We start from the raw sequence: 11,800 nt of genomic DNA, 5'->3' as shown, positions 1-11,800 counted from the left end.
TCGTTATGCATCACTTAGTGATAGGTGAGTTCGTTTTTTCTGTGGGTGACAAAACACCGATAATGAAGTTTGAGCGAACTTCACCAGGCGCGTATTCAGAAGTCAGTTTGATTTATGACGCTCGCTCTGAAATGACGGGCAGACCGCTTGAAACCCTTGATATAACCGCCAAATGGCTGCAATACGGGGCGCAAGAGTCAGTTGAAAAGCTTCGAATGTTAATTGAATCTCCACAACAAGTCAGTGATGGCCAAGGTCTTAACTTAGGTAAATGGACGATTCAACAACTGAAAGAAGGTAAGTCGGCATTGATCCATAACGGCCAAGCCATGGTGACAGATGTCATGCTGCAATTGAAGGAGTACCGCGAGTGAAGGTAAGCGCCAAAGCCGGTGAGTTGATCACTGATTTACTCTATAAGCACACTGACCAAGATAATGACCAATTAGAACAAGCCTTTTATCAATTAAATCCTCACGTTCGGCGTGAGGTTTTTTTTGTCGATACCGAAGTGGTGTTACCTCAAGTCAAGCAGGTACCTAAAACTCAACGTGTTACTAAATCATGGGATTAAGGAATGTTTCATTTAATAGGCAATAATGCTGATTTGATTTTGGATCGTTTAAAGTCATGGCGGTTGAATGATGGCAACGGTACCGAAGGCGATAACGTCACTTTGGTGGTGAGCTCTGATGATGTTGATGGACTGCCACCCAAAGGTGAACGTTATTCGGTGCGATTGGGAGATGTTGTCCGTGATAGTTTTCAGATATCAAAACGGTCAGTGAGTTTATACCCACGAGAGATCACGTTAGTCCTCACGGTTGCACCTTTCTCTATCAAGGATGAAAGTGGTTATCGTGAACGTAAGTCGTGCAGTTGGGATAAAACAACAGTAGGACAAATCGTGTATGACTGTCTTACCCCTCATGGCTTTGATGTTTTTGTCCATCCGCGATTACAAAAAATTGAAATCGAGCATATCGATCGTTCTGATGAAAGTACGCCGGCATTTATGAACCGCTTGGCCAAGTCTTATGATGCAATAGCGAAACCTGTTGAAGGGCGGTTTATCTTTGTGCCAATTGGTGAACAACGTAGTGCTTCAGGTAAGAATATTAAAAGCGTTACGCTGTCACTCCCTATGGTGAATCATCCGGGCAATAGTGACTTTGTTAATGTGTCTGCAGAGTTAGATGGTCGACAAGATTTTAATGGTGTTAAGGCTTTTTATAGTTCAACGGCAGATGGAAGCCGGCAACAAGTCAAAGTGGGGAGTAAACCGTTTAAGTCATTAGGCAAAGATAAGAACACCAAGAAGGAAGCAGAACAAGCATGTGCTGCAGAGCTTCGAAAAATGCAACGGCAAGGGCGGAAAATCAGCATTGAAGCACCGCCTAATCCCACCATTTTTGCGGAAGGGTTAGTGCTACTTGATGATACTTTCCCTCGCGCCTTTAAAGGTCAATGTTCTGTTGATCAAGTGTCGTTCTCTGGCCAAGGATTACAACCCAATCGAATGAGTATTCAAGCCACGTTATTAGGTGAGTAATGATCACAAACAGTAAAATTCGCTTTAATCAACATGCCTTCTTTTCTGCAACACTCCCCGTAAAAATCTCTGATGCTCAAATCAAACGTCATATTAATGATCAACGTGTACGCCAATTAAAAGATGTTCGATGCCCACTTTACTTGCGGTTTAACGCATCTCGAACCGGTGGAACGTGGTGGTTTTATCGTTATGAAGCAGGCAAACAATACCCATATCGGATTGCGAAATATCCTGGTACTCAGGCCAAAGACATTATGGATGTGGTGAGTGCGGTATCAGTCCAAATAGCCAAAGGTAAAGCCATTGAATGTAATCGCTTTGAAACGGTAGATCAGCTGGTTGATTGGCATGTTCAGCGGCAATGCACCTTAAAGCGTTCCACGAAAGAGCGATTGAATAACCTAAAAAGTATGGCTGAAACTCATGTAATGAGCCTATTTCATGGTGTTGCTATCACGGATATGGACCATCAAAAGATAGACAGTGCCTTGATTCAGCCTATGTTTGAGCAAGGTTATTCGGTGAGTTATGTGAGGGCGAATTTCTTCTTATTGAAAACGGCTTTCTCTATCGCTAGACGATTGAAACACATAACCGCCAATCCGTTATCAGAAGTGCAATTTAAGACGTTTTTCCCTGAGACATTCTCCGTTACAGAAGCCCAAATCAAAGGCTGCCGCGTGAATACTGAAGACCTGATTGATATCTTGCCAGCGATTGGTCAACAGCAACCACCACAACGATTATTACTGATGATGATGTTAGCGCATGGTTCTCGTATTGGTGAAACCAGAAAAGCTTTATGGAAGAACATCAGTTTTATTGAAAAGCGGTGGCTAATTCCTAAAGAAGACGCCAAGAATGGGGTAGCAATGAGCTATCCACTTACCACTGAGATGATTGAATTATTACGTTCATATCAAGCATGGCAACGTGATCTAGGCTATAACAGTGATCACTTGTTCCCGTTATCTCGTTGGAATAATCAGCCAATCCACAGTGCTAAAGCCAGTGAATGGGTGCGGGGAGTATCAAAGAAAGCATGGAGTGCACATGATCTTAGAAAGCGAGCACGTTCGATATGGGCGGAATTGGGGGTTGATTACATTGTGTGTGAATCACTGCTTAACCATGCTCGAGATAAGTTAGATCAAGCCTATATCCATACACATATGGAGTTACAGAAGAAAGAAGCGTTAGAAACGTACCATAAATGGCTTAAAAAAGGATGGTGTACCTGTCTAGCACCTGTCTCGATTCAAAATCCAATCATCGATAAACCCTTATCCAGACTGGCTTGAAGCCACTTTTCATTATAAACCTCAGCGGATGATAATAAGAATGCAGATTTGTACGAAAAATGAACAAATCAACACTAATTTGATGGGAGCAGCACGCGTTGTTCCTCATCAAGTTGGCTTAATCAAATTGAGTAAAACCCAGTTGAAAGTTCTGCAGTCGATTATGCCTGGTGAAAAGGTAACAGCAGAGCAGATTGCCGAGCGTTGTGAGTTGTCTTGTTCATGGGCGAGTACGTTGTTGAAGACAGTTTGGGAAAAAGGGTATTTGGTAAGAGGTGGCCATGTTCGAATGAATGGCGGACTTGAATTTGTTTATTCGTTGGGGTGAGTTTGAATGAATTGCTTATACATGAGAGATAGTATTTTAGACCCACAAAAAAGTATAATTTTTGTTTTCACGATCTAGTTATATTGTATACCGCTCAATAAATAGCATATTTATTATGCTGTTAGAAAAGAATTTTCACATTCCTTAATGTTTAACATTTTGTTAACGCATCAAATCTCTTTTTTGGGGAAAAATTCATACCATAAAAAATAAGTAAGCGTTAACGTATTGATTTGTAATGTCTGTTTATTTTATGGCATTTATATTGCTTTATTTATAAATTTTCCGTGTCTAAAACAGTAGTTTAAATGAATTATTGCTTTTTATAATTCAATACCTTAGAATATTTGCTTGTCAGAAATGACAAGCCCTGCTTAAAGGGATTAAGACTCCTACGCAGAGTTATTAGGATTACCAGTGCCGTCAGAAATGACAAGCCCTGCTTAAAGGGATTAAGACTCGTGGACTTCGTTGTTCAGTTCTTCCACCACAGTCAGAAATGACAAGCCCTGCTTAAAGGGATTAAGACATAATGAGTCTAGTATTTCGAAGTGATCTAAGAAGTCAGAAATGACAAGCCCTGCTTAAAGGGATTAAGACATAATGAGTCTAGTATTTCGAAGTGATCTAAGAAGTCAGAAATGACAAGCCCTGCTTAAAGGGATTAAGACGGAATAACTGTGGTGTTCGCTGCGAAACAAACATCGTCAGAAATGACAAGCCCTGCTTAAAGGGATTAAGACACCATTAGGTAGGAACATTGGCTTATCAGTATAGGTCAGAAATGACAAGCCCTGCTTAAAGGGATTAAGACGCTATGTATTGGCGATTATTTGCCCCCACTGAGGTCAGAAATGACAAGCCCTGCTTAAAGGGATTAAGACGCATAGAACAGTAGTGCTTCTGTGAAACTATCTAGGTCAGAAATGACAAGCCCTGCTTAAAGGGATTAAAAAACCTCGCCATGTGCGAGGTTTTTGTTTGTTGGGGCGTTTATTTTTAATTATCCAAAAAACTGCAGCTTGAGCTGAGTTACTTAGTTCATTTTTCGCTAGAAAGCATTCTCTTTTTTTCTATACAAATTGTTTTATAGTGGGAATTAATGTCATTCAAGTTTATTTGTTGATGAAGCATACCTAGCTTGATGTGGAAGACTTTAACAAAGGTAATATTTTATATTCAGACGAGATTTATCTAAGTCGTAAATAACTCTTTTAAAAGTGGTTAGGTTCTTCTGGCCGCGCAAAAACCTCAAACGAGGCAGACTCTCGGGAAATAAAAATTTTTCGGCTCTCTTAGCCACCACCACCGAGGTTGGTGATTTAGACCATTTTCGGTGGTGAAGGGCTGAGCGTGATGCGTAACGTTTAATTCATTGTTTTTTTTTATCCTAAACTTGAAATTATCACATACAACCGCCATGTATAGCATATGTATATTTAAACATATAAAGAGTTTAGAGATGGATAGAGCTTATAACGAGACAACGGATACTATTGAATACGCAGCTAAAATAAATGAAAAAGAAGAATCGTTGCGAAAGAAACATTTGGAAAAAGCAAATTATAAGTGTCCTAATTTTTTATGTCGATATGATGCAACACCATGTGCTTTTGGTGATAAATATGTACAGCCTGCTCATTTTCGATATCTAAATGGACATGTTACTAATTGTACATTTAATAAAGCATCAGGAGTATTTATTGAAGAAAAAGATAAGAATGGTAATTATAGTTATAGGCAAGCATATATTACAGAATTGATTGAGCCTAAGCTAACTCAAAAAAAATCCAGCTCAAATAATACTACCTTAAAGGATAGTATGGAGAGCAGTAGTTCTTCAGCAAATAGAAAAAATGTAAAAAATGGAACTTCAAAAAGAAAGGTTCAAGTATCCAGCTGTTTATCAGCTCCTACAAACTTCTATATGCAAGATTCAATTAATAATGCATCCTTAGCATTTACTGTCTTAGGAAGGAAGGGGACTTACCAATCACAATATCAAAAAATATCAAAATCTTTTACTAAGTATAAGAATAATTATATTTTCTACTCCCCTATATATTCTTTTGATGAGATTAAGCTGAATAAAAATGAAATTATTGTAACGCTTTTGCCTAAAGATTCTTTGACTAATAAACGATACGAATTACATTTACTATGTCAAGAATGGCCTGAGCAACATAAAAAAGCTGTATATGATGAGTTAAAAAGGGCATTGAAGACTAGTAAAGATAATTATAAGAGCAATAGTTTTGAGTGCGTTAATTTATTCTTTTTAGGAAAGCAAGACAAATTAAATAGCAACATATTTTTCTGTGAATACGCTGAGTTTTTGTATGTGTATATAGGGAGTAAATTTAACTTGTCTTACAATAAGTTTGGGACGTATGATTTTTTGGAAAAGGAGGTTGACAACAAGGATAAAAAAATATGTATTAAACAGCCACAGCCACAGCCACAGCCACAGCCACAGCCACAGCCACAGCCACAGCCACAGCCACAGCCACAGCCACAGCCACAGCCACAGCCACAGCCACAGCCACAGCCACAGCCACAGCCACAGCCACAAAAAAAAGTAAGTACAAAAAAGAATGATGAATGTGACAAGCCAGATGTAGTTAGTAGTCAATGGATTAAGAGGAAGATAAGAAGCTATTTAACTAAATTATTTGGGATTTAATTTAAGAAAATCTAACTCAGATGAGTTAGATTTTATATCATTATGTTGACTAAATATTAATTCCAGTCGTGAGACTTGTACATTTTAATTAATCTGTCAGCGTGTTCATAAGTTTCAACTTCATCATCATTAGTCCAAACAAAATAGTAGTTTTCATCTGGATTCATAGTAACACGCTGAATCACTCTTGGATTTTTCCAAGCGCCATCCTCGATTTCCATTCCAGGCATTGGAACTAGATCTGTTTGCATTTCTTTTGTTACCGATTTGTATGCGTGGTTTTCGCTTTTTACTATGATGTAATGGTTTAGTATGAGTTTCATATTGTTCCCTTTTTTACTTTATATTGCGTATTTTGAGATACTGGATAACGCAATGATATCAGTTGCTTATCTTACCATATAAGGCTTTGACTTGTGTAGTAAACGAAGGGTGATATTTATGGGGGCAAAAAAGGGGCATTTTAAAACAGTTATAAACAACAAAATTAGTTTATTTAATGCATTGAAAAATAATGGCTTTTCTTGTTTTTATCTCTAAATTAGACAGTTGCGAGGAAGTAAGTCAACATTCTGTCCAGTATTTGTGTTTTATTTCCATTTTATAGATACAAGGTAGAGTTGTGGAATTCAGTCACTAAAGAACGATTTAGGCTATGCTAATTTTATGGAATTAATACGAGGTTTTGTCCCCAAAGTGTCCTAAGTAACAAGGGAAGTGATTTAAATGTTTTATATCAAATGGTTATAAGTAACGTATTAGAGTCAATCCAGTATAAGCTTGGTTCGTTGGTTTTTTTCATAGTTTTCCCAAAAGCCGTTGGCTCAATATTAAGTTACTGCAATCCATGACACGCTGCATATCAACTTAATATTATCTTAAAGCAATACGTTATAAGGCTAAGTATCCCGTAACTGACCTAACAGAGGCAAGTTTTTAGGGAAAATAAAGCGTCCCCCTCGTCATTCCCTACAGTGAATGCCCGCGAGGGCGATAGAGAATCTACTATTCGCGTGTTGTAGGGGTTATTAATAGTGGTATCGTCATTGCTGTAAAGAGTAAGTTCATTATTGAAAAAACGGACTTAGACCGCATTAAAAGACAACACGTAGGTAAAGCACCAGAAGTTGGTACTCGAGTACCAACGTTTTCAGAACTCAGCAACCCCAATTCCAACTAAAACAAGGGCGATATTAGAGCGAGTAATGGCTACTTATGATGATGTGCTTTTCCCTGGTGGTGATCTTGATAAACCAATTACCATTTCAGCAGCTAACCGTTATATCCGCCGTATAAGGGATGGTTTACCCATTGAAGATTGGCGTACCCATGATTTTAGACGTTCATTATCCACCGGTGCATCAGAGCTTGGTGTAATGCCACATGTGGTTGAAAAGATGCTGGGCCATGAGCTTGGTGGGGGTATTAGCTGTTTATAACAAACATGATTGGCTAAAAGACCAGTTAGAAGGGTATGAGTTGTATGCGGAGAAGCTGGATAGTTATTTGAAGTAGGTTAGGACAATATTATTGTATTAATTAAAGGATAGTTGGCGATGATTAGTAAATATGTATCACAAGTGTATTGATAAAATTTAGATACAAAAAAACAGATAAATAATATGCATAAATTAGTTACATGAGTTGGAACGTTGTTGTAATAAGTGTATGATACTTAATGCTTATTTAGGTAGCAAAAATATAACTGGGGGAATGTGGTGAGAGTTAAAATTTTAGATAGTAAAGTAGAAGGTAATGCAACCTGCTATTTAGTTAAAATAAACCTGATTACCACCGAGACTCAGCCAGCGTTAATAATTTCTCTGGCATCGGTGGTGATTTTGCACCACATTTAATTAGCGTATTGAATATATCTTCAACTCGAAACCGATAATTAAATCGAAAACAGAATTCACCAAGATAACGAGGAATATGCTTTTCTCTAATTGCGTGATATGTCCCTTTTATCGAATTTTTAACGTTACCAATCATGGTATCGACCCAATAAAATGCAGCTTCATATTGGTGAAGTTCTTTACCATTTTTTGGTAATGAACCATGAATAATATCTGCTGCTAACAGACCATTAAAACAGGGTAAACCATCTGATATGACTAACGTTTTTTCTTGTAAATGCTTTTTAGCCCAATCTGTAATTTCTTGTTTTTTAAAACAAGAAACAACACTTAGCCGCATATAAATAGGATGACCTTCTTCATTCAAAGAGATCGCTGATACAAAAGGTGTTTTACCTTTGGCACCACGTCCTCGCTTTCCTTTTTGTTTACCTCCAATATATGCATCATCCAATTGCACGATATTGCCTAACTTTCGATTATCATCATGCTCTTTCATCACTTGCATGAGCTTATGTTTTATTCGCCATGCTGCGTTATAAGAAACCCCTAATTTACGCTTTAGCTCTAATGCTGAAATACTGTTTTTATCTTGTGTGATGAGATAAATAGCTAAAAACCAAGTAGTTAACAGTAATTTTGAATGGGAAAATAAAGTACCTGCCGTCAATGATGTCTGATGGTGACACTTATTACATTGATATAATGACCGCGATTTAAGTTCACAATAACTTTTAGAAGCACAGGTAGGGCAAACGTAACCATTTTTCCATCGAATATTAAATAAACGCTCTCTACATTGAATTTCTGTCCCATACATTTGCATAAATTCGGGTATAGAAAAGCCTTTCTGAAATTGGATTGAATTCTTAGGCATAACGTCACTCCTATACTTCAATATCTTAAAGTATAGGAGATAATTTAACAGTGGCTGTTAAATAGTGGTAATCAGGTAGTAAAAAACGAGAAGTTAAACAGTTTCATTTTTCTCAAGTTATTGCAGCAACTATGTCATTTGGAAGAGCGAAGCCAGTAACAATTAACTCTCAGGTACTTAGCAAAGTAAATGATAAAGTAGAGGATTATTTAGTAGAGTATGAAGATATAGTTTTATTATGTAAGTTTTTATCTAAATTAGATTCATTATTATATAAAACATATAAAGAAATATCTGTTATGTGGTTAGGACGAGAGATTATATTAACGGGATTATGTGGAGCTATTGGCAATTATAGAAATAAAAATAAATTATCTTCTAGTCAGGTGTTTGAATATGTCTATGAGATAATTTCAAAATCATCTACATCTTTGAATATTAATGAATTTGATAATGCTAGAAAAAATTTATTACTTTCTAAAGTTAATATAGGACAAGTAACAAAAAAAGCTGTTTATAGTGGATTTAATGATTTATTTTTTAATAAAACAAATTAAATAAACTGGCAATCTCTATTTACTAGAGGTGATAATGACTAAATCAAAATATATCTATTCATTTATTACGGAAGAGTTATGTCGACTTATTGATGATGTATATATTACTAATTTGACTGAATATTTAGAAGAAAATAACCTTGAAAATGAGTTGACTACTATTGAAGAGATTGTTCCTATTCTAGATAGTTGTATTATGGAGTTAATGCTTCATGAAGAAAATATGTCTAAATTTTCTGAAATAGGATAATTAATTGATAATGTTGAACTAATATTACCAATAGTATCTTTTGTTGATCCAATAGTAGATATAAATCGATTAGTTTTTTTATTAAAACTAGTCAAATATACGTTAGATAATATTATTGATATTGAATCTGATATTTCTGATGATGATTTTGAAATTATATTTGATTTAGGAAATGATTTAGAGGTGAAATCTTATTTTTATGAATCTGTGGATTTTATCAAATCAATCTTATATTTTAAGCAATCTTGTACGATAAATGATTTAAAAAATGGCAATATAACTCCATCATTAGCTGTTTTAATTTTAAAGTTTTCTAATTCTATTGATTTGAATAAATCGGATTTTTTTATAATAAAAAAAGAACCAAATTCTATTAGTAAAACAAACTACTCTCTATGCTTAAATTACATATTGTTTGTTCTGGGAAATGTTACCATGATGTAAAAAGAGTTGGCCATAAAAATTTCAATATATTTAAAGCCAAAATATCTAATAATTTAGATTATCAACAATTTAATGATTCTATGGTTATATTTAGTGAATATAATAGTAGAGATGAACTTTTAAATAAATATATTAGTATATATCATGTAATTGAAAATTTTATGTGTAAGTATCCTCTAGTTAAGCTGAATAAAGATACTCAGGGTAACATGTTTTCGATTAGAAATTTTAAAGCTATGTATGAAAGGATTGATAATGGAGAAAAAAAATCGTTAGAATTATTCTTGAAAGCTATTAGTAATGATAGTGCTACGGAAAGTATCATATTGGAATCATATTCTTTATTGTCTGATTATATTGATAGTAGCGAGGATAATAAAAATAGAGTAAATCATTCATTATTGTGCTTAGATATTAAGAATAAAGATAATAATATTCTTGATTACAAAAAAATAAAATCAATGAATGTTAAACAAAATTTTCCAGTATTATTATCGCAATTGATATATTATATTCGTAATGCGATAGTTCATAATAAAGAAACTGAATATCATTTATCACATGAAAATTTAGATTCTGAGATTGTAGATTTTATCGAGAATATTATGTTACCTATTTTAGAACAAATTGTACTGAACTTAATAATAGAAAAAAACGACATTGTTTGGTATGAACATCAAAACATTAAACTATATGCATAATGTTTTGATATGAAAATATTTTGTAGTTTCTAAAAATAGTGTTTAAAAAACAAAGCGATCTCTCACCAAGATCGCCTTGCATTTAAAACCGCTTTCCAAACCGACTGGTATTATCCTTCCATTCTTCAACGGCAGAACGTAACCAACGTAATGGCATCAGTGTAATTGGCTCAGGGAACCCGCGTGTTTGTCGCCACTTATAAATGGTTGCTCGACTTGTGATTTGAAACATCTCTAACACTTCAACGTGACTAATTAAAAGATGCGTTGATTGCTCATTAAGTTCAGCATAAGTTTTTTCTGGTGGCGGTGAATATCGGTAGTTGCTTTTGTTTTTTACTTTTATAGTGTGACGGTGTCACTTTTAAGCTGTTTTCTGTGGTATATGAGTTGGTTACAGTAGGGTAGCTGTTGTAATTGAACATGTTTTATTCTTTATTAATATGTTTTGCTGATAAAATTAGAAATACGCCTCAATTCATGCTGTGTAAGCAACGGGAATTACCTTTAAATAAGCTTTTTGCCTTTAATTTTTACATCTTTTAAGTGATGACTCATCATTATACGGGTAAATAGTTAGTCGCTGTCCAATCAGTACAAGCATTCTTGATGGTGTGACAAAAGTAGTCATTAAGAACTTAAATAAACTATTAGTACTATTTGAAGATTAATTTTAGGTAATAATGAGATGCTTTGTCGTTATTGATTTTTTACGGTAAAAAATTTCAATATAATGAATGCTAATAATTAATACTCGTCATAATTTATTCCTGAGTGATTAAAAAAACAAACCGATGTCTTACTAAGATTGCTTTGATTCTAAAGCCGCATTTTAAACTACGTGTATTATTTTTTATTCTTCAATAGCAAAACAAACCAACAGCAGAGAATCAGAGTGATTAGTCATTAAGTTCAGCACAAGTTCTTATGGACGTGGCGAATCAGATAGCTGGTTTTATGGTTTACTTTTTTAGTGTGACGTTGTCACTTAACGGCTGTTTTCTATGAGATATTAGATGGTTACAATAGAATAATTGCTATAATTTAACCTATAATCGCATTATTTCCCCATTTCAATAACAAAATTAGCAAAGTAAACCTGATTTATGCTGTGCTAGTCGCGGTAATTACTTTCAAATAAGCTTTTTCCCTTTGAGTTTTCATATTTTTGGGGTGATAAATCTCTAAAATTCAGCATGTTTATATATGATGCCACCTTTTAATATAAAGGTGGCATCGTAACATTAG

At 35.0% G+C, this 11,800-nt stretch carries 13 protein-coding genes and 1 CRISPR repeat array; of the genes, 10 read left to right on the top strand and 3 right to left on the bottom strand.

Features of this window, described 5'->3' with window-relative positions; genetic code table 11:
• Nucleotides 1-5 precede the first annotated feature (5 nt).
• The 6 genes from OC457_RS07360 to OC457_RS07335 all read left to right on the top strand — a co-directional run bounded on the left by OC457_RS07360 (nucleotide 6) and on the right by OC457_RS07335 (nucleotide 5,867).
• Nucleotides 6-374 carry a phage tail protein gene (locus OC457_RS07360; RefSeq protein ID WP_080176609.1) on the top strand — a complete coding sequence of 123 codons (369 nt, stop codon included), beginning with the start codon at nucleotides 6-8 and terminating at the stop codon, nucleotides 372-374.
• Nucleotides 371-574, top strand: a complete 204-nt coding sequence (locus tag OC457_RS07355; RefSeq protein WP_080176614.1) for a hypothetical protein — start codon at nucleotides 371-373, stop codon at nucleotides 572-574. Before OC457_RS07360 ends, OC457_RS07355 begins: the two co-directional genes overlap by 4 nt.
• Before the next feature lie 3 nt (nucleotides 575-577).
• The gene (locus tag OC457_RS07350) at nucleotides 578-1,552 is read left to right on the top strand and encodes a contractile injection system protein, VgrG/Pvc8 family (RefSeq protein ID WP_080176613.1); all 975 of its coding nucleotides are present in this window, start codon (nucleotides 578-580) and stop codon (nucleotides 1,550-1,552) included.
• On the top strand, nucleotides 1,552-2,856 hold the full coding sequence (locus OC457_RS07345; protein ID WP_080176612.1) for a site-specific integrase: 1,305 nt from the start codon (nucleotides 1,552-1,554) through the stop codon (nucleotides 2,854-2,856). Before OC457_RS07350 ends, OC457_RS07345 begins: the two co-directional genes overlap by 1 nt.
• 40 nt (nucleotides 2,857-2,896) lie before the next feature.
• On the top strand, nucleotides 2,897-3,184 hold the full coding sequence (locus OC457_RS07340) for a MarR family winged helix-turn-helix transcriptional regulator (RefSeq protein WP_080176580.1): 288 nt from the start codon (nucleotides 2,897-2,899) through the stop codon (nucleotides 3,182-3,184).
• Nucleotides 3,185-3,537: 353 nt separating this feature from the next.
• A CRISPR array of direct repeats spans nucleotides 3,538-4,140; the repeat unit is 37 nt; unit sequence GTCAGAAATGACAAGCCCTGCTTAAAGGGATTAAGAC.
• A gap of 506 nt (nucleotides 4,141-4,646) precedes the next feature.
• The gene (locus tag OC457_RS07335) at nucleotides 4,647-5,867 is read left to right on the top strand and encodes a hypothetical protein (protein ID WP_262054046.1); all 1,221 of its coding nucleotides are present in this window, start codon (nucleotides 4,647-4,649) and stop codon (nucleotides 5,865-5,867) included.
• A 56-nt stretch (nucleotides 5,868-5,923) separates the two neighbouring features.
• Here the strand turns inward: OC457_RS07335 and OC457_RS07330 are convergent, their stop codons facing one another.
• Nucleotides 5,924-6,190, bottom strand: a complete 267-nt coding sequence (locus OC457_RS07330; RefSeq protein ID WP_080176578.1) for a hypothetical protein — start codon at nucleotides 6,188-6,190, stop codon at nucleotides 5,924-5,926.
• Between the two features lie 882 nt (nucleotides 6,191-7,072).
• Between OC457_RS07330 and OC457_RS07325 the strand changes: the two genes are divergently transcribed.
• Complete coding sequence (locus OC457_RS07325) at nucleotides 7,073-7,306, top strand: tyrosine-type recombinase/integrase (protein ID WP_235867016.1); 234 nt, start codon at nucleotides 7,073-7,075, stop codon at nucleotides 7,304-7,306.
• A gap of 349 nt (nucleotides 7,307-7,655) precedes the next feature.
• On the opposite strand, the gene OC457_RS07320 is transcribed toward OC457_RS07325, so the two are convergent.
• A complete protein-coding gene (locus tag OC457_RS07320; protein WP_262054045.1) occupies nucleotides 7,656-8,600 on the bottom strand; it encodes an IS1595-like element ISPma1 family transposase in 945 nt (314 codons plus the stop codon).
• 131 nt (nucleotides 8,601-8,731) lie between these two features.
• Between OC457_RS07320 and OC457_RS07315 the strand changes: the two genes are divergently transcribed.
• The 3 genes from OC457_RS07315 (at nucleotide 8,732) to OC457_RS07305 (ending at nucleotide 10,552) form a co-directional block, all read left to right on the top strand.
• Nucleotides 8,732-9,157: a hypothetical protein gene (locus OC457_RS07315; protein ID WP_080176475.1), complete on the top strand. Its 426-nt coding sequence runs from the start codon at nucleotides 8,732-8,734 to the stop codon at nucleotides 9,155-9,157.
• 34 nt (nucleotides 9,158-9,191) lie between these two features.
• A complete protein-coding gene (locus OC457_RS07310; RefSeq protein WP_080176474.1) occupies nucleotides 9,192-9,407 on the top strand; it encodes a hypothetical protein in 216 nt (71 codons plus the stop codon).
• Between the two features lie 395 nt (nucleotides 9,408-9,802).
• On the top strand, nucleotides 9,803-10,552 hold the full coding sequence (locus OC457_RS07305; protein WP_080176473.1) for a hypothetical protein: 750 nt from the start codon (nucleotides 9,803-9,805) through the stop codon (nucleotides 10,550-10,552).
• Between the two features lie 82 nt (nucleotides 10,553-10,634).
• Here OC457_RS07305 and OC457_RS07300 read toward each other — a convergent pair whose 3' ends face one another.
• A complete protein-coding gene (locus OC457_RS07300) occupies nucleotides 10,635-10,784 on the bottom strand; it encodes a helix-turn-helix transcriptional regulator (protein WP_158259517.1) in 150 nt (49 codons plus the stop codon).
• Nucleotides 10,785-11,800: the final 1,016 nt, after the last annotated feature.

It is taken from the genome of Photobacterium toruni (genome assembly GCF_024529955.1).
GTDB classification, from domain to species: domain Bacteria; phylum Pseudomonadota; class Gammaproteobacteria; order Enterobacterales; family Vibrionaceae; genus Photobacterium; species Photobacterium toruni.
Note: the sequence above shows the minus strand (reverse complement) of the source record. Positions and strands in the feature narration are given on the sequence as shown.

Excerpts from the sequence above, each read along its gene's own strand:
- OC457_RS07360 (WP_080176609.1), top strand. The coding sequence starts at position 6 with ATGCATCACTTAGTGATAGGTGAGTTCGTTTTTTCTGTGGGTGACAAA.
- OC457_RS07350 (WP_080176613.1), top strand. The coding sequence starts at position 578 with ATGTTTCATTTAATAGGCAATAATGCTGATTTGATTTTGGATCGTTTA.
- OC457_RS07345 (WP_080176612.1), top strand. The coding sequence starts at position 1,552 with ATGATCACAAACAGTAAAATTCGCTTTAATCAACATGCCTTCTTTTCT.
- OC457_RS07340 (WP_080176580.1), top strand. The coding sequence starts at position 2,897 with ATGCAGATTTGTACGAAAAATGAACAAATCAACACTAATTTGATGGGA.
- OC457_RS07335 (WP_262054046.1), top strand. The coding sequence starts at position 4,647 with ATGGATAGAGCTTATAACGAGACAACGGATACTATTGAATACGCAGCT.
- OC457_RS07330 (WP_080176578.1), bottom strand. The coding sequence starts at position 6,190 with ATGAAACTCATACTAAACCATTACATCATAGTAAAAAGCGAAAACCAC.
- OC457_RS07325 (WP_235867016.1), top strand. The coding sequence starts at position 7,073 with ATGGCTACTTATGATGATGTGCTTTTCCCTGGTGGTGATCTTGATAAA.
- OC457_RS07320 (WP_262054045.1), bottom strand. The coding sequence starts at position 8,600 with ATGCCTAAGAATTCAATCCAATTTCAGAAAGGCTTTTCTATACCCGAA.
- OC457_RS07315 (WP_080176475.1), top strand. The coding sequence starts at position 8,732 with ATGTCATTTGGAAGAGCGAAGCCAGTAACAATTAACTCTCAGGTACTT.
- OC457_RS07310 (WP_080176474.1), top strand. The coding sequence starts at position 9,192 with ATGACTAAATCAAAATATATCTATTCATTTATTACGGAAGAGTTATGT.
- OC457_RS07305 (WP_080176473.1), top strand. The coding sequence starts at position 9,803 with ATGCTTAAATTACATATTGTTTGTTCTGGGAAATGTTACCATGATGTA.
- OC457_RS07300 (WP_158259517.1), bottom strand. The coding sequence starts at position 10,784 with ATGTTTCAAATCACAAGTCGAGCAACCATTTATAAGTGGCGACAAACA.